This is a genomic window from Hansschlegelia sp. KR7-227 (assembly GCF_049446035.1).
Taxonomy (GTDB): domain Bacteria; phylum Pseudomonadota; class Alphaproteobacteria; order Rhizobiales; family Methylopilaceae; genus Methylopila.
Map to the genome: position 1 here is coordinate 1,892,765 of NZ_JBMSEA010000001.1, position 14,997 is coordinate 1,907,761.

Sequence of the window (14,997 nt, forward strand, 5' to 3'; positions counted from 1 at the left end):
GCTCAGGCTCGCCGGCTGCGGCGCGGACGCGGGGACCGGCCTTGGGGTGACGGCATGGCTTGCACCGAATTGCGCGGCGTTGCGCGCCGATTGTCGGTCCGTCGCGCGCTGCTTGCGGGCGTCATCCTCGCGGCCGCCGTCGCGCCGGTCGCCGCCAAGGACTGGACGACGATCCGGATCGGCACGGAGGGCGCCTATCCGCCCTTCAATTTCATCGGCCCCGACGGCGCGATCCAGGGGTTCGAGATCGACCTCGCCAAGGCGATCTGCGAGGCCGAAAAGGTGACCTGCGCTTTCGTCGCCCAGGACTGGGACGGGCTGATCCCAGGACTGCTCGCCGGCAAGTACGACGCGATCTTCGCCTCGATGTCGATCACCGACGAGCGCCGCAAGACGATCGGCTTCTCCGAGAAATACTACCAGTCGCCGTCTTTGTTCGTGATCGACAGGCGGAACGCCGGTCAGACGGTCACGCCCGAGGCGCTGTCGGGCAAGACCGTCGGCGCCCAGTCCTCGACCGTCAACGCCCGCTATCTCGAGGAAATCTACGCCAAGAAAGGAGCCGAAATCCGGCTCTATCCGACACAGGACGAGGCCAATCTCGACCTCGCCTCGGGGCGCCTCGATGCGGTGCTGGCGGACAAGTTCGTGATGCTGGACTGGCTCGACAAGTCGGCGGACGGCAAATGCTGTCAGGCCGCCGCCGAGGTCTCCGACCCGAACTATTTCGGCGACGGCATCGGCGCCGGGCTTCGGAAAGACGATTCCGAACTGAAGACGCTGATCGACAAGGGCGTCGCCGACATAAGGGCGAGCGGCGTCTACGCCCGGATAAACGCCAAGTACTTCCCGTTCGACATCTACTGAGCCTTCCCCGGTGATCCCGGCGTCCCGACTGCCCCCCGCCGTGAGCGAGCTTCTCGCGCTGTTCGCCTTCGGACCGACCGGATGGGGCGACGAGCTCGCCTCCGGAACCTGGGTCACGGTCCGACTGGCGCTGACCGCCCTGCCCGTCGGGCTCGCGATCGGCCTCGGCGCCGCCCTGCTCAAGAACGCCCGGAGCCGCGGCTTCCGCGCGCTCGGGGAAGTCTACGGCACGGTGTTCCGCGGGCTGCCGGAACTGCTCACCATATTCCTGGTCTATTTCGGCCTTCCCCGTCTCGTGAGCCGGCTGATCGCGGCGTGCGAGCAGGCTCTGGGCCTTCCTCCCTCCGGCTTCGCCGCCGACGTCGACGCCTTCTGGGCCGGCGCGATCGCGCTCGCTTTGGCGTTCGGCGCCTACGCCAGCGAGGCGCTGTCGGGAGCGATCCGGAGCGTGCCGGCGGGCCAGCGCGAGGCGGCGGAGGCGCTCGGCCTGTCGCCCGCGGCGACCTTTCAGCTGGTCGTGCTGCCGCAGGTCGTGCGCCTCGCTTTGCCCGCGCTCGCCAACACCTGGCTGGTGCTGCTGAAGGACACCTCGCTCGTCTCCGTCATCGCGCTTGCCGACCTCACCCGGCAGGCGAACGTCGCGGCGCTCGCGACGCGGCAGCCTTTCGCCTTCTATCTCGTCGCCTGCCTGATCTATCTCGCGCTGTCGATCGCCTCGGGCGCCGTGGCGGCGGCGCTCGAGCGCCGCGCCGGGCGGGGCTTCGCCCGGACGGGCGTATAGCGATGGAGGCGCTCGGGCACGCCGTCCTGGCCGCGGCTGCGGCCCTCGGCCTCGACGCCGAGCTCATGGCCCGCTACGGCCCGGCCGTGCTGAAAGGGCTCGGAACGACCCTCGCGCTGGTCGCCCTCACCGTCCCGCTCGGCTTCGCTCTGGCCTGGCCGATCGCGCTCGCGCGGATCGACGCCGGCCCGCTCGTCCGCGGAGCGGCGCGCGGATTCACCGGGTTCTTCCGCGGCACGCCCCTGCTGGCGCAGCTCTTCCTCCTTTATTACGGAGCCGGCGAATTCAGCGCGGCGCTCCGATCCGCCGGGCTCTGGGTCCTGTTCCGCGACCCGTTCTGGTGCTCCGTGATCGCCTTCACCCTGAACACCGCAGCCTATCAGGCCGAGATTCTCGCCGGCGCGCTGCGCGCGGTGCCAGCCGGCCAGACGGAGGCCGCCCGCGCGCTCGGCTTCGGACCGATGTCGGCCTACGCCCGCGTGATCGCGCCGCAGGCCCTGCTGATCGCCCTCCGGCCGCTCGGCAACGAAGTGATCCTGATGATCAAGGCGAGTTCGGTCGCAAGCGTGGTCACCGTCGTCGACCTCATGGGCGCGACGAAGCGGGCGTTCTCCGGCTCGGTCGATTTCGAGGTCTATGTGTGGGCGGCGCTGATCTATCTCGCGCTCGTCGAGATCGTCCGCAGAACGTGGAACGGGCTGGAGCGCCGCATGACGCGGCACCTTCGCAGCGCGGGGTGAGGCTCAGTCTTCGCCGCTGCGGTCCAGTCTGGCGCGGTCGGCGGGCGAGGCCTTCTCCGCGGCGTCCGCGATCGCGCCGTGAATGAGCCGCTGGAACGTCACGGCCTTCGCTCGGGCCTCCTCGAACAGCGCGTCGAGGCGGGCGCGGTCGAAGGGCTCGGCGGCCATCGCCTGGCGGGTGGCGCGCCGCGCCGCCTTCATCTCCTCGAGCGCGGTTCCGAGCGCGGCGCGTTCGGCCTCGAGCCGGGCCCGGATCGACTCGCCGATGGGACCGGCGTAGCGGCCTGAGACGAAACCGATGGTGCTCTCGACCGTACGTGGCGGCTTCGGCTGCCAGCTCGCGTAGCCGAGATAGCCGGCGCCGATCAGATTGACCGCGAGCGAGACGGCGAGCGCGCCGTAGACCAGACCATGCGGTCGCCGCGCCATCCTCAGAGGTCGCCGTCGAGAAGCGAGACCTCGAAGGCCGCGCCGAGGTCGAGATTGGCGCTCGCCGTGGCGGGTCCGGAGATCATCGCGAGCGCGACGCCGGCCGCGAGCGCGGCCCCGCAGAAGCTCGCCCCGGCGAGACCGAAGCGGCCGGGCGAACCCGTCAGCCAGCCGAACCAGCCCAGCCGGTCGCGACGCCGCGCCGCGACATCGGCGACGACGCGGAACACGAGGCCGTTGGGGGTCTCGGCCTCGGCCGCCCGCGCCACCAGCGCGCCGAGCCGGCGCGCCTCCGTATGAAGGCTGCGCGCCTCGGCCGACCGCGCGAGCAGGGCCCGCCCCGCGGCCCCCTCGGCCGAAGGCCAGCGGGCGAGATCGGGGCCGAGCGCGTCGAGCCGGTCGGCGAAGGCGTCGAGGGTCATCGTCGTCATCTCACGTCTCCTCGCGTCCTGCGAGCTTGGCGCGGAGCGCGCGGCGCGCGCGCACCAGCATCGATTCCACGGCCTTCTCGGTCGTCTCCAGCGCCTCCGCGATCTCCGCGTTGGAGCGTTCGCCGTCGGCCGAGAGCAGCAACGCGGCGCGCTGTCGCTCGGGAAGCGCCCTGATGTCCATTCGGACCGCCGCGACCTCGTCGCGATCGGCGAGGCTGCGCTCCTGGTCGACGTCGTCCGACGGCGGGTCGAAGGCGTCGGCGAAGGGTAGGAAGCGGCGAATCTTCTGCCTGCGCTCGTGATCGACGCAGAGATTCACCACCACCCGGTGCAGCCAGGTGGAGAACAAAGCCCCGCCCGGCCGCCAGCGGGAGGCCGATCGCCACACCCGCCAGAACGCCTCCTGCACCACCTCCTCGGCGTCGCTCGCCGAACCGGTGAAGCGGTGCGCCAGCGCCTGGGCGCGCGGCCCGTGCCGCGCGACGAGGCGGGCGAAGGCGCGTTCGTCGCCGGCGGCGACACGCTCCATCAGCGCGTCGTCGTCCTCCGGAGCCGCGGGCTGCGGGCGCGGCGGGTCACTGTCCGCCACGCGGCGTCCGACCACGGCGAGGTTCGTCGCTCCGAGGGCCGCCATCATTCCGCACTCCGTTCCCCCCCGCGCCGGCCTATTTCGGCGCGTCTGCGCCGTCGTCGCCGCCATCATCCATGCCGTCGGCCGCGCCGTCATCCCCGGCGTCAGGCTTGTCGCCCGCCTTTCCGTCCGCCGGAGCGGGCTTGTCGGCGGACGGCGCCGGCGGCGTCGCGGCCGGCTCGGCGCGCTTCGCGGCGCGGTCCCGGGCCTTGTCGAGGAAGGCGTCGAGCTCGGCCTTGGTCAGCTTGCCGTCCTTGTCGGCGTCGGCGCGGGCGAACCACGGCGGACGCACCGCGAAGAACTCGGCCCGGGTGACCTTGCCGTCCTTGTCGGCGTCCGCCTTGTCGAAGGCGTCGCGCGCCGGCGCCGGCTTCTTGCTTCGGGCGGCGCGGCGGTCGCGGACCTTCTTGATCTCTTCGGCGTCCAGCACGCCGTCCTTGTTCTTGTCGAGGCGAGCGAACGCCCGTTCGCGCGGCTTCTCCAGCTCGGTCGAGTCGATCGCGCCGTCCTTGTTCTTGTCGAGCCGGGCGAAGACCTTGAGCATGCGATCGGCCCGCTGCTCGACGCGCTTGGCGGCGGCGTCGCCTCCGGCCGCCGGCTGAGCCGAGGCGGGCCCGGCGAACGCGATGACCGCAACTGTGGCGAGGGCGGCCGCGAGGCCACCGCGTGTCGGACAGGGCTTGGCCGCCAGGTGGATTCTGACCATGAGCGGAGAACTCCTTTTTCGACGCCATTCGATCCGTTGTCGCCCCTGTCACGGCGGACAGGCCGCGACCCTGCGCGGAACGCTGGCGCGTCGGGCGCCCTCCAGGCTCTCACGGACCAGGACGCGCAGAACTGGGACGAGATCGGCGTCGAACCAGGGGTTCCGCTTGAGCCAGGCGTTGTTGCGCCAGGACGGATGCGGCAGCGGCACGACGCAAGGGTGGACCGGGCGCGCGACGATCCGTCGCCAGTCGGCGACCGCCTCGGTGAGGTTCGGTCCGGCGTCCGGGCCGAGGTGCCAGAGCTGCGCCTGGCGCCCGACGGCGAGCACCAGCTCGACGTCGGGCAGCTCCGCGAACACCGCCGCCCGCCAGACCGGCGCGCATTCCCGCCGGGCCGGCCGGTCCGCCCCGTCCGGCGTGAGGCCGGGAAAGCAGAAGCCCATCGGCACGACGGCGACGCGGGAGGCGTCGTAGAACTCGTCGTCGCTCATGCCGAGCCATCCCCGCAGCCGCACGCCGGACGGGTCGGTGAAGGGCACGCCGCTCGCATGGACCCGCGTGCCCGGCGCCTGACCGCACACCGCGATGCGGGCGGAGGCTTCCGCCCTCACCACGGGGCGAGGCTCGTGCGCGAGCGGCCGTCCGCGCGGCGAATCGCGGCAGATGGTGCACGCCCGCACGCGGGCGAGAAGCGCGTCGAGAGACGGCTCCGTCACGGCGTCAAACCATGGCGCGGCCGGTCCGCGACGGATCGCAAATGGAATGATCGCGTCAGCATCGTCTTAAGCCTTTGTGCGCCATGATCCGAAACCTCAAGAGCAGCGTTGGCTAGGGCGGGCCTTCCAAATCGTGGACATGTTCGACCTCCCGGCCGGGCCGCTGGCGGACCGCCGGTCGAGCGAAACGTCCGATCGGCGTCGCCTCGTGACCGCGAAGGTCCGCGCGGCGCGCGAACGGCTGACCTCGTCGTCCGGCTCCCCGCCGGCCTTCGACGTCGAGCTCGCACGCGTCTACGCCCGCAACCGGATCTCCGCCGCGCCCGTCGTGCTCGGACTTTCGGCGGTGATCGCCGCGCTCACGGCGATCTGGATCCCTGTTCCGGTCGCGCTCAGCTGGCTGCTCGGCGTCGCCGCCGGGCACGCGGTCGTCGTGGCCGTCGCCCGGCAGTATCTGCGCACCCCGGGCGAGCCGCGCAAGGTCACGCGCTGGCGCTGGCGGTTCTGCGCCGCGGAAGCGGTGAACGGCCTCGCCTGGGGCGCGATCGTGGTGCTGATCGGCTCGGTCGTCGAGGCCGGCGAGGCGGCCGAGGTGGTGTCCCTGTTCGTGATGCTGGTCGGCGTCGCCGTCGCGACGATGCTGGCCGCCAGCGTGCCGATCGCGGTCTGCGGCGCGACGCTGCCGATCGCGCTCATCGTCGTCACGGCCTATTTCCTGAAGGGCGACGCCGCGTCCAGCGCCATCGCCGCCATGACGGCGGGGGCCGAGCTCTATTTCCTGCTCCTCGCCCAGCGCCTCCACCGCAGCGCGGTCGACACCCTCGCCTTCCGCGCCGAAAAGGACGCCCTGATCGGCGAGCTCGAGCAGGCCAAGGCGAACTCGGACGAGGCGCGCCGGCGCGCGGAGGAGGCGAACCTCGCGAAGTCGCGCTTCCTCGCCACCATGAGCCATGAGCTGAGGACGCCGCTCAACGCCATCCTGGGCTTCTCCGAGGTGATGAAGTCCGAGGTGTTCGGCGCGCATGCGACCCCGACCTACAAGGAATACGCCGCCGACATCCACCAGAGCGGCGAGCATCTGCTCAATCTGATCAACGAGATCCTGGATCTTTCCCGCATCGAGGCCGGGCGCTACGAGCTCAACGAGGAGAGCGTGCGTCTCGGCTACATCGTCGAGGACTGCCGCCATCTGCTGAACCTGCGCGCCAAGAACCGCGGCATCACCATCCGCGAGATCATCGAGCCGCACTTGCCGCCGGTCTGGGCCGACGAGCGCGCGCTCCGGCAGATCACGCTGAACCTGCTGTCGAACGCCATCAAGTTCACGCCACAGGGCGGCGAGATCCGGCTCAAGGTCGGCTGGACCGCGTCGGGCGGGCAGTATCTGTCGGTCGCGGACACCGGGCCCGGCATTCCGGAGGAGGAAATGTCGACCGTGCTCGCCTCCTTCGGCCAGGGCACGCTCGCGATCAAGACGGCCGAACAGGGCGCAGGGCTCGGCCTGCCGATCGTCAAGGGGCTGGTCGATCTGCACGGCGGCAGCTTCTCCCTCAAGAGCCGCCTGCGCGAAGGCACCGAGGTGATCGTGACGCTGCCGGCGAGCCGCGTGGTCAACGCGCTCGCCCCGGTGCCGGAGAAGGCGACGCCCGCCCGCAACCGCGCCGAGGCCCCGGGCGCGGCGCTGCGCCGCGCTGGCTGACCCTCGCCGGGGCCACGCGTCGCGCCTCGCCTTTTGAGAATTCGGGCCGTCAGCCCGGCTGCTTGTCCGACACCGCCGCCTGCGCGAAGGTCGCCATGCCGGTGTGGCAGGCGAGCGCGGCCTTGATGATCGCGACCGCGAGCGCGCCACCGGAGCCCTCGCCGAGCCGCATGCGAAGATCGAGAACCGGTTCGATCTCGAGCCGCTTCAGGAGCCGCTTGTGGCCGGCCTCCGCCGACCGGTGGCCGATGACGCAGTGATCGAGCGCGCTGGCGTCGAGCGCATGCAGCACGGCGGCTGCCGCCGTTGCGACGAAGCCGTCGATCACCACGGGCACGCGCTCCAGCCGGGCGGCGAGGATCGCCCCCGCCATCGCCGCGAACTCCCGGCCGCCGACGCGGCGCAGCGCTTCCAGAGGATCAGCCAGATGACCGGAGTGGCGATGCAGCGCCGCCCGCACGACCTCCGCCTTGCGGGCGAGGCCCGCGTCGTCGACGCCGGTGCCGCGCCCCACCCAGTCCTCCGCCTCGCCGCCGAACAGCGCGTTGGCGAGCGCCGCGGCGACCGTGGTGTTCGCGATGCCCATCTCGCCCACGACCAGCAGGTCGATCCCGCCATGGATCGCCTCCATGCCGTAGGCCATTGTGGCCGCGCATTCCGCCTCGCTCATGGAGGGCGCGTCCGAGATGTCCGGCGTCGGCTTCTCGGTCGCGAGGTCGAAGACCTTCAGGCCGATGTCGAAGGTCGAGCAGATCTGGTTGATGGCGGCGTGGCCGGCCGCGAAGGCGTCGAGCATCTGCCGCGTGACCGACGCCGGATAGGCCGAGACGCCGCGGGCGGCCACGCCGTGCGAGCCGGCGAACACCGCGACGAGCGGCCGCGCCACCGTCGGCGGCGCCTTGCGCTGCCAGGCGGCGAGCCACTCGGTCAGGTTCTCGAGCCGCCCGAGCGAGCCGGCCGGCTTGACGAGCTGCGCCTCACGCTCCCGCACGCGCGCGACGGCCTCGCCGTCGGGCCCGGGCAGCTTCGCGAGCAGCGCCCTTATGTCGTCGAAAGGCAGGCCGGTCGGTGTCTCCGGCAGGGGTTGCGGCGCGCGAGCCATGTCTGTTCCGTGAGGGTGACTGAGACGCGGGGATAGCGGATGGGGCGTCCCGCGCCAAGCCGCCCGCTCTGCGCCGTCTTTCCCGCAGGCGTGTCGCCGCCGGGCTGGGCGGCCAGGAATGAGCGGGGAGCTGCTCCGGTCCGTGGAAGGCGCCGCCACGCGGTCCTCGGCGCGACGGAAAGAGTTGCGCTAAACGCCGGTCCCCATAGAGAAACGTTCCATGGGCGCGCTTCACGGATGGAGCGCGCACGGCCGGGCGCCAGCAGTCGGAGCCGAATGACCTCTCCTCCCTCCCCTCCTACGGCGAGCCGCGGCGCGGCGCGCGTCGCCCTCGACGCCGGCGTCGACGCGCTGCGGTTCTTCACGCGGCTGCCGGTCCCCGACGGGCTGGGATCGCCGGCGGCGCGCGTGTTCGACGGCGTGGCGGCGGCCGCGCCGTTCGCCGGCGCCGCGGTCGGCGCGGGCGCCGCAGCCGCGCTTGGCCTCGTGCTGGCGCTCGGCCTGCCGCCGCTCGCCGCGGCGGCCTTCGCCGTGGCGGTCGCCGCCATCCTGTCGGGCGCGCTCCACCACGACGCGCTCTGCGACGTCGCCGACGGCTTCGGCGGCGGCCGCACGCGCGAGGCGAAGCTCGCCATCATGCGCGACAGCCATGTCGGCTCCTACGGCGTCACGGCGCTGACGCTCGCCCTCATCGCCCGCGTCACGCTCATCGCAGCCCTCGGCGAACGACTCGGTCCGGGAGGCGCCGCCGCGGCGCTCATCGCGGCGGCGGCGCTCGCGCGGCCGCTCGCCCTGCTTCCCACGCTGCTGCTCGCCCCTGCCCGGCCTGACGGCGCCGGCGCCGCCGCGCGTCCCTCGCCGCGCGCCGTGGCGGGCGGCTGCGCGCTCGGCGCCGCGGCGACGCTCGCCCTGAGCGGGTTCGGGCCCGGCGGAGCGGCGATCGTCGTCGCGGGTCTCGCGGCGCTCGCCGTCACGGCCCTCGCGCGCCGGCAGATCGGCGGCTACACCGGAGACGTCTGCGGCGCGGTCGCGGAGCTCGCCGAAATCGCGGCGCTCGCCGCGCTGGTCGCGGCGGCCTCCTGACGCGAACGTCGCTTGCGCGTCGACCGCCGCCAGGCCACATCAGGCGACGATGCTCGACAGCCGCCCGATCAAATCGCCCTGCGTCTCGATCTGCGTGATGGATCCCGCCACCGGCTGGTGCGAGGGCTGCTACCGCACGCTCGCCGAAATCGGCGGATGGGCGCGCTTTTCGCCCGAGGAGCGCGAGCGGGTGATGCGCACGTTGCTGCCGGTCCGCCGCCAGGCCGCGCGCGTCGCCGGCCCCCGCCGGGAGCATGCCGAATGAAGGGTGGAACCGCGCAGATTCTCCTTGGAGTCGTGCTCGCCGCGATCGTGACCTTCGTGGTCGCCGATCTCGCGGGCGGCTTCGGCGCTTTCCCCGACGAGCGCTGGGCCGGCGCGATCGCCGCCATCTGCCTCGCGGTGTGGATCGGCCCCGGCCTGCTCCGGCGCTACGCGGGCCCGGGCGGCGGACAGGCCGCCCTCCGCGCGATCGCGCTCTGGCTCGCGATCATCGTCGCGGTCGCGCTGCTCTACGTCTACGGCAGGGATGTCCTGATCTCGATGGGCGTCAACGTGCCCTGATCGGACTCAGGTCAGGAAGTCGTAGAAGAAGCGGGCCGAGACCAACGCCAGGAAGAGCCCGAACGAGGTCTCGAGCGCGCGCTTCGACAGCCCGTGCGCCAGACGCACGCCGAGCGGCGCGACCAGGGTCGCGATCGGCGCCATCAGCAGAATGCCGATCAGCGAGACGAAGCCGAGCGAGAGCGGCGGCAGCTCCGCCTGGTGCGGCCACCCCGCCACTATGAACGACAGGGTTCCCGGGATCGAGATCAGCGCCCCGAGCCCGGCGGACGTCGAGATCGCCTGCAGCATGGGCCGGTTGTGCAGGGTCATGATCAGGCTGCCATAGGTCCCGCCGCCGATCCCCATCAGCGACGAGATGATCCCGATGAACAGGCCGTAGCCCAGCATGCCGGCGCGGCCCGGAAGATCGTCGGCGATCGTCCAGCTCGCCTTCGCGAACAGCAATCGTCCCGCCATCAGCAGCATGAAGACGGCGAAGATCAGCTTCAGCCAGTCGGAGCGGACATAGGAGGCCGCCGCCGCGCCGACCACGCAGCCGACGAAGATCCCGGGCGCCCAGGCCTTCAGCACCGCCATGTCGACTCCGCCGCGCGCGCGATGGGCCTGCAGCGACCGGACCGATGTCGGCATGATGATCGCGAGCGAGGTTCCGACCGCAAGCTGCATCTCGAAGCCTTCGGCCATGTCGAGATGTTCGAACAGCGAAGCCAGCACCGGCACGATCACGGCGCCGCCGCCGACGCCGAAGAGCCCCGCGAGCACGCCGGTGATCACGCCGGCGAACACCAGCCCGACGCCGAGCGACGCCAGTTCGTCGACCGGGATCGACGCGAAGATGCTCATCGATGGAGGTTCCGCGCCGAGGGAGGAGGCCGCTCAGGCGGCGGCGCTCACAATCTCCCGATCGTCGACGAGGTCAAGCGCGCGCGCGAGCACGTCGAGCCCTGCGCCTTCACGCGGCGCCTGCTCGCTCAGCAGCCGGCGGTAGGCCCGCGCGCCGGGCTTTCCGGCGAACAGGCCGAGCATGTGGCGGGTGACGTTCGAAAGGCGGCCGCCCTTTGCGAGATGTTGCGAGATCGCGGGGAACAGGCTTGTCACCGCCTCGCGCGCATGGGCGTGCGACGGCTCCGCGCCGAACACGAGCGCGTCGACGCCAAGAAGAAGTTCGGGATTCTGGTAGGCCGCCCGTCCCAGCATGACGCCGTCGAGCGTCACGCCGTCGCGCGGCCGCAGCAGCGCGATGGCCTCGTCCAGCGAACCGATCCCGCCATTGATCGAAACCGGCAGGGCGGGGAAGCGCGCTTTCAGGCGGAACACGCGATCGTAGTCGAGCGGCGGCACGTCACGGTTCTCGCGCGGGCTCAGGCCCTTCAGCCATGCTTTTCGCGCATGGACGATCAGCGCGTCGCAACCGGCTGCGACGACCGCGTCGGCGAGCGCGTCGAGCGCCTCCTCGGGGTCCTGATCGTCGATCCCGATCCGGCACTTCACTGTGACGGGAATGGCGACCGCGGCCTTCATCGCGGCGACCGACGCTGCGACCCGCTCCGGCTCGGCCATCAGACAGGCGCCGAACCGCCCGTCCTGCACGCGGTCGGAGGGGCAGCCGACATTGAGATTGACCTCGGCGTAGCCGAAATCCTCGCAGATGCGCGCGGCCTCGGCGAGCTCCTGCGGCTCAGACCCGCCCAGCTGGACGGCGACAGGCTGCTCCTCGGCCGAAAACCCGAGCAGCCGCTCGCGCGGGCCGAACCGCACCGCGCCCGTCGTCACCATCTCGGTGTAGAGCAGCGCCCGCCGGGTGAGCGAGCGGTGGAACAGCCGGCAATGCCGATCGGTCCAATCCATCATCGGCGCGACGGAGAAGCGGCGGGCGGCGGAGACCTTGGACGGCTCGGAAAGCGATGGCGATCGATCGATCAAAGGCGACGGCCCGTTTGCGCGCTGGTGGTCCATGTCCGTCCGGCTGATGGGAGGGCCGACGTCCGTTGGTTCCCGCGCAGATACCGCAAAAGCGTCACGACGTCATCGTCGGCGGACCGGCAGGCCGGGCGAGCCGTCGGGCGCGGCCGCTTAACCGCCCTGTCGTCCCACGAAAAATTAAGATTACCATGGAAGTTTGAGGCCGGGTCGCGGTCGCTGTCGAGCGACCTTTGACGACGCCCCGCGCGGGAGAGTCCATTCCGGCTCCGGCCGCGGCGCGCGAAGCGGAACATCGCGGACAATGGCAGGCAGCACGGTCAGCGACGCAGGACATCCGGACGGCGCCCGCCCCGTCGCGCCGGCCGACGCGGGCGTGTGGCCCTACGCGTTCGCTGTGCTGACCTCCTATCTGCGCCGCGCCGCCTGGCTGATCGTCGCGCTCGCCGTGATCGGCGCGCTCGCCGGGCTCGCCGTCCGCTCGGCGCTGCCGCCGCGCTTCGTCTCGACCGCGCAGCTTCTGATCGATCCCCGGAACCTGCAGGTGTTCCAGAACGAGATGGTCAACAGCCAGCTCGACGCCAACTCGGCGATCAACTTCGTCGAAAGCCAGATGCAGCTCCTGACCTCGGAGCGCGTCCTGTCCCGGGTGATCCGGGAGGAGAAGCTGGCGGAGGATCCGGCGTTCCAGCCCGTCGCGGACGGCGAGGAGGCGCCGGCGCAGGGCGCGACCGACCTGCGTCCGAGCCTCGGCGCCGACGGCGAACCGGTCGACGCCAAGGCGCTGACCGCGCTCCGACGCATGCTGACGGTGAAACGCGGCGAACGCAGCTTCCTCGTGGACGTCACCGCGACGGCGCGCACGCCCGAACTCGCCGCCCGGATCGCGAACGCGGTGGTGAAGGCGTTCATGGCGGAGGACGCGGCGACCCGCGCCGACGCCGGCCGACGCCTTACCTCGGAGCTCGACGGGCGGCTCGCCGCCCTGCGCGAGCGACTGAACGCGTCCGAGGTCAAGGTCGAGAACTTCCGCGCCGCGAACGGCCTGCTCGTGACCGGCGACAAGCTGGTCTCGGAGCAGCGGCTCGAAGAGGCCGTGACCGAACTCGGCGCCTCGCAGAATCGTCTGGCCCGCGCCGTCGCGCGGGTCGACCAACTGGAGAAGGCCAAGCGCGACATCGGCTCGGTCGGGGCTCTCACCGCCACCGAGGACATCCGCACGCTGTCCTATCTGATCGAGCGCCTCAGCGCAGCGCGCGAGAACCTCGCGGACCTGCGCCTGAACCTCGGTCCGCGCCACCCCGCGCTCACCAGCGCGCAGAGCCGGGTCGACGAGATCGAGCGGCGCATCAAATCCGAACTCGACCGCATCCGCGAGGCCTCGAAGGTCGAGGTCGAACGCGCTCGCGGCGAGCAGCGCGCGATCTCCCGCACCGTCGCCGATCTCTCAGCCGAGGTGTCCAAGGCGCGCAAGTCGCAGATCGAGCTCGGCGCGCTCGAGCAGGAGGTCAAGGCGAACCGCGACCTGCTGGCGGCGTTCGAGGCGCGCTCGCGCGAGGCCGACGAGTTCGGCCGGATCTCGGCCATCAATCTCCGGATCGTCTCGGTGGCGCTGCCGGCCGAAGGCGGTTCGCGGCTGGTCGCCTTTGTCGTCTTCGCCGTTCTGGGAGCGGCGCTCGGCGCGCTCATCGGCGTGGCCTGCGTCGCGCTCTGGGCCATGGTCGCGATCGGCCGCTCCGGCAAGATCCGCCCGGCGAGCGCGGCGCCGAAGCGCCCTCTGGCCGAGGCTCTGAGCAGGGCCAGGGTCGACGGAGGGGTCGAGGATCCGGCCGCGCCGCGCCCCCGGAGCGTGCTGGCGGCGCAATGACGTCCAGCCACGACGCAGGCCCGGCGAAGCGGGTGCTCGGCTGGGTGGGCTGGGCCGGAGCCGACGCCGTCGGCCGCATCCTGCTCCTCACGGGCAGCACGGCGGTGCTGTCGCGCATGCTCTCGCCGCGCGATTTCGGAATCACGGCGCTCGTCCTCACGGTCGTCGCCGTGATGTCGGTGTTTGTCGGCACGCCGTTCGAGGAGGCGCTGGCGCAGAAGCGCGGCCTGCGCCGCTCTCATCTCGAGGCGGCGCTCGCGGCGTCATGGGCGGTCGGGCTCGCCCTGCTCGCGCTCTCCGTGCCGGCAGGAATGGCGCTCGGCGCCGCCTATGACGAACCGCAGATGGCCCTGCTGCTTCCGGTCGCGTCGCTCTCGATGTTCTTCAGCGGACACACGGACATCGCGACCGCGCTCGCGCGACGGCGCCGGCGGTTCAACGACGTCGCCTTCGCCAATCTCGCCGGCCACGCGATCGGCGTGACGCTCGCGCTCGCGCTCGCCTTCGCCGGGGCCGCGGTCTGGGCGCTGATCGCGGTCCGCCTGTTCGTGATGATCGCCCGCGCCGTGCTTCTGCAGATGCGGCTCGGGGCGGTGATACGGCCGCGCTGGTCCACGCCCCGGCTGAAGGAGATCGGCCGCTTCGCCGGCTTCTCCTTCCTCGACCGGCTGGCGGACAACCTGACCTATCTCGCCTTCAACAACATCGTCGGCGTGTTCTACGGCGTGACGACGCTTGGCTACGTCAACATGGCGATGCGCCTGATCGAGCCCATCCGCGGCGCGATCGTGGCCATCGCGCACAACCTCGCCTTCTCCTTCTTCGCGGGCGCCGACGCCGCCCGGCTCAGGGACAGCGCCTCCACCATCGCGTCGCGCACCGCTTTCGTCATCACGCCGATCTTCGTCGGCCTCGCCGCCGTCGCGCCCGCGCTGCTGCCGGTGGTCGCGGGACCCGGCTGGGAGCAGGCGACGAAGATCGCGACCTGCCTCGCGCTCGGCGGAGCGATCGCGGTCCCCGCGCGCCTGATCTTCACCGCGCTGTCGGCAAGCGGGCGGCCCGAATTCGGGCTGATGTCGAGCATCGTCGGCTTCGCGGCGACCGTGGTCGCCCTTGTCGCCGCGATCGCGCTCGGTCCGATCGCCGTGGGGCTCGCCCGCCTCGTGGGCGACGGGGTTCAGGCGGCGATCGCGATCGGCCTGCCCAACCGCCTGCTCTCATGGTCGCGGACCGCGCGGCTCGGCGCCTTCCTGCCGGCCTGGATCCTCGCGGGCGGGATGGGGGTCGCGGTCGCGGTGCTGGGCGCGGCGCTGCGCTCCTCGGGCGACCTGACCTCGCTTCTCATCTCCGTCCCGCTCGGCGCCGTGCTCTATGTCGCGCTGCTCGCCCTGTTCGCGCGCGACACCCTGACGACGCTGGCTGCGGCGGTCCGACCCCACCGCGCGGAGGCCTGATCC

17 protein-coding genes are annotated in these 14,997 nt (G+C 71.9%); 9 read left to right on the forward strand and 8 right to left on the reverse strand.

Annotated elements, in window-relative coordinates; all coding sequences use genetic code 11:
* The first annotated feature begins 54 nt into the window (after positions 1-54).
* The 3 genes from ACO2RJ_RS08855 to ACO2RJ_RS08865 are packed head-to-tail and all read left to right on the forward strand — an operon-like array spanning position 55 to position 2,388.
* A complete protein-coding gene (locus ACO2RJ_RS08855; protein WP_423267627.1) occupies positions 55-867 on the forward strand; it encodes a transporter substrate-binding domain-containing protein in 813 nt (270 codons plus the stop codon).
* Positions 868-907: 40 nt separating this feature from the next.
* On the forward strand, positions 908-1,648 hold the full coding sequence (locus ACO2RJ_RS08860; protein WP_423267628.1) for an ABC transporter permease: 741 nt from the start codon (positions 908-910) through the stop codon (positions 1,646-1,648).
* A 2-nt stretch (positions 1,649-1,650) separates the two neighbouring features.
* Positions 1,651-2,388, forward strand: a complete 738-nt coding sequence (locus tag ACO2RJ_RS08865; RefSeq protein WP_423267629.1) for an ABC transporter permease — start codon at positions 1,651-1,653, stop codon at positions 2,386-2,388.
* Positions 2,389-2,391: 3 nt separating this feature from the next.
* On the opposite strand, the gene ACO2RJ_RS08870 is transcribed toward ACO2RJ_RS08865, so the two are convergent.
* Genes ACO2RJ_RS08870 through ACO2RJ_RS08890 form a run of 5 tightly spaced genes read right to left on the reverse strand, consistent with a single transcriptional unit; the run spans position 2,392 to position 5,302 of the window.
* Positions 2,392-2,817, reverse strand: a complete 426-nt coding sequence (locus tag ACO2RJ_RS08870) for a periplasmic heavy metal sensor (protein ID WP_423267630.1) — start codon at positions 2,815-2,817, stop codon at positions 2,392-2,394.
* Positions 2,818-2,819: 2 nt separating this feature from the next.
* Positions 2,820-3,248, reverse strand: coding sequence for a hypothetical protein (locus ACO2RJ_RS08875; protein ID WP_423267631.1), 429 nt, complete (start codon positions 3,246-3,248; stop codon positions 2,820-2,822).
* Position 3,249: 1 nt separating this feature from the next.
* On the reverse strand, positions 3,250-3,885 hold the full coding sequence (locus ACO2RJ_RS08880) for a sigma-70 family RNA polymerase sigma factor (RefSeq protein ID WP_423267632.1): 636 nt from the start codon (positions 3,883-3,885) through the stop codon (positions 3,250-3,252).
* Positions 3,886-3,913: 28 nt separating this feature from the next.
* A complete protein-coding gene (locus ACO2RJ_RS08885; RefSeq protein WP_423267633.1) occupies positions 3,914-4,585 on the reverse strand; it encodes an EF-hand domain-containing protein in 672 nt (223 codons plus the stop codon).
* Between the two features lie 48 nt (positions 4,586-4,633).
* Positions 4,634-5,302, reverse strand: coding sequence for a uracil-DNA glycosylase family protein (locus ACO2RJ_RS08890; RefSeq protein WP_423267634.1), 669 nt, complete (start codon positions 5,300-5,302; stop codon positions 4,634-4,636).
* A 139-nt stretch (positions 5,303-5,441) separates the two neighbouring features.
* Here ACO2RJ_RS08890 and ACO2RJ_RS08895 point away from each other — a divergent pair, with 139 nt between their 5' ends.
* Complete coding sequence (locus ACO2RJ_RS08895; RefSeq protein WP_423267635.1) at positions 5,442-7,001, forward strand: sensor histidine kinase; 1,560 nt, start codon at positions 5,442-5,444, stop codon at positions 6,999-7,001.
* 49 nt (positions 7,002-7,050) lie between these two features.
* On the opposite strand, the gene cobT is transcribed toward ACO2RJ_RS08895, so the two are convergent.
* Positions 7,051-8,103 carry a nicotinate-nucleotide--dimethylbenzimidazole phosphoribosyltransferase gene (gene cobT, locus ACO2RJ_RS08900; RefSeq protein WP_423267636.1) on the reverse strand — a complete coding sequence of 351 codons (1,053 nt, stop codon included), beginning with the start codon at positions 8,101-8,103 and terminating at the stop codon, positions 7,051-7,053.
* 276 nt (positions 8,104-8,379) lie between these two features.
* Here cobT and ACO2RJ_RS08905 point away from each other — a divergent pair, with 276 nt between their 5' ends.
* Genes ACO2RJ_RS08905 through ACO2RJ_RS08915 form a run of 3 tightly spaced genes read left to right on the forward strand, consistent with a single transcriptional unit; the run spans position 8,380 to position 9,750 of the window.
* Entirely contained in the window at positions 8,380-9,186 is an 807-nt protein-coding gene (locus ACO2RJ_RS08905; RefSeq protein WP_423267637.1) for an adenosylcobinamide-GDP ribazoletransferase, read from the forward strand.
* Between the two features lie 49 nt (positions 9,187-9,235).
* Complete coding sequence (locus tag ACO2RJ_RS08910; RefSeq protein WP_423267638.1) at positions 9,236-9,451, forward strand: DUF1289 domain-containing protein; 216 nt, start codon at positions 9,236-9,238, stop codon at positions 9,449-9,451.
* Positions 9,448-9,750: a hypothetical protein gene (locus ACO2RJ_RS08915; protein WP_423267639.1), complete on the forward strand. Its 303-nt coding sequence runs from the start codon at positions 9,448-9,450 to the stop codon at positions 9,748-9,750. The genes ACO2RJ_RS08910 and ACO2RJ_RS08915 overlap by 4 nt, the downstream gene beginning before the upstream one ends.
* 6 nt (positions 9,751-9,756) lie before the next feature.
* Here ACO2RJ_RS08915 and ACO2RJ_RS08920 read toward each other — a convergent pair whose 3' ends face one another.
* Positions 9,757-10,596 carry a sulfite exporter TauE/SafE family protein gene (locus ACO2RJ_RS08920; protein ID WP_423267640.1) on the reverse strand — a complete coding sequence of 280 codons (840 nt, stop codon included), beginning with the start codon at positions 10,594-10,596 and terminating at the stop codon, positions 9,757-9,759.
* A 33-nt stretch (positions 10,597-10,629) separates the two neighbouring features.
* Complete coding sequence (dusA, locus tag ACO2RJ_RS08925) at positions 10,630-11,709, reverse strand: tRNA dihydrouridine(20/20a) synthase DusA (protein ID WP_423267641.1); 1,080 nt, start codon at positions 11,707-11,709, stop codon at positions 10,630-10,632.
* A 268-nt stretch (positions 11,710-11,977) separates the two neighbouring features.
* Here dusA and ACO2RJ_RS08930 point away from each other — a divergent pair, with 268 nt between their 5' ends.
* Both ACO2RJ_RS08930 and ACO2RJ_RS08935 read left to right on the forward strand, forming a co-directional pair.
* Complete coding sequence (locus tag ACO2RJ_RS08930) at positions 11,978-13,540, forward strand: GumC family protein (RefSeq protein ID WP_423267642.1); 1,563 nt, start codon at positions 11,978-11,980, stop codon at positions 13,538-13,540.
* Positions 13,537-14,994 (forward strand): oligosaccharide flippase family protein, encoded by a 1,458-nt coding sequence (locus ACO2RJ_RS08935; protein WP_423267643.1) that lies wholly within the window; start codon positions 13,537-13,539, stop codon positions 14,992-14,994. The genes ACO2RJ_RS08930 and ACO2RJ_RS08935 overlap by 4 nt, the downstream gene beginning before the upstream one ends.
* Positions 14,995-14,997: the final 3 nt, after the last annotated feature.

Excerpts from the sequence above, each read along its gene's own strand:
- ACO2RJ_RS08855 (WP_423267627.1), top strand. The coding sequence starts at position 55 with ATGGCTTGCACCGAATTGCGCGGCGTTGCGCGCCGATTGTCGGTCCGT.
- ACO2RJ_RS08865 (WP_423267629.1), top strand. The coding sequence starts at position 1,651 with ATGGAGGCGCTCGGGCACGCCGTCCTGGCCGCGGCTGCGGCCCTCGGC.
- ACO2RJ_RS08870 (WP_423267630.1), bottom strand. The coding sequence starts at position 2,817 with ATGGCGCGGCGACCGCATGGTCTGGTCTACGGCGCGCTCGCCGTCTCG.
- ACO2RJ_RS08875 (WP_423267631.1), bottom strand. The coding sequence starts at position 3,248 with ATGACGACGATGACCCTCGACGCCTTCGCCGACCGGCTCGACGCGCTC.
- ACO2RJ_RS08880 (WP_423267632.1), bottom strand. The coding sequence starts at position 3,885 with ATGATGGCGGCCCTCGGAGCGACGAACCTCGCCGTGGTCGGACGCCGC.
- ACO2RJ_RS08885 (WP_423267633.1), bottom strand. The coding sequence starts at position 4,585 with ATGGTCAGAATCCACCTGGCGGCCAAGCCCTGTCCGACACGCGGTGGC.
- ACO2RJ_RS08895 (WP_423267635.1), top strand. The coding sequence starts at position 5,442 with ATGTTCGACCTCCCGGCCGGGCCGCTGGCGGACCGCCGGTCGAGCGAA.
- cobT (WP_423267636.1), bottom strand. The coding sequence starts at position 8,103 with ATGGCTCGCGCGCCGCAACCCCTGCCGGAGACACCGACCGGCCTGCCT.
- ACO2RJ_RS08905 (WP_423267637.1), top strand. The coding sequence starts at position 8,380 with ATGACCTCTCCTCCCTCCCCTCCTACGGCGAGCCGCGGCGCGGCGCGC.
- ACO2RJ_RS08910 (WP_423267638.1), top strand. The coding sequence starts at position 9,236 with ATGCTCGACAGCCGCCCGATCAAATCGCCCTGCGTCTCGATCTGCGTG.
- ACO2RJ_RS08915 (WP_423267639.1), top strand. The coding sequence starts at position 9,448 with ATGAAGGGTGGAACCGCGCAGATTCTCCTTGGAGTCGTGCTCGCCGCG.
- ACO2RJ_RS08920 (WP_423267640.1), bottom strand. The coding sequence starts at position 10,596 with ATGAGCATCTTCGCGTCGATCCCGGTCGACGAACTGGCGTCGCTCGGC.
- dusA (WP_423267641.1), bottom strand. The coding sequence starts at position 11,709 with ATGGACCACCAGCGCGCAAACGGGCCGTCGCCTTTGATCGATCGATCG.
- ACO2RJ_RS08930 (WP_423267642.1), top strand. The coding sequence starts at position 11,978 with ATGGCAGGCAGCACGGTCAGCGACGCAGGACATCCGGACGGCGCCCGC.
- ACO2RJ_RS08935 (WP_423267643.1), top strand. The coding sequence starts at position 13,537 with ATGACGTCCAGCCACGACGCAGGCCCGGCGAAGCGGGTGCTCGGCTGG.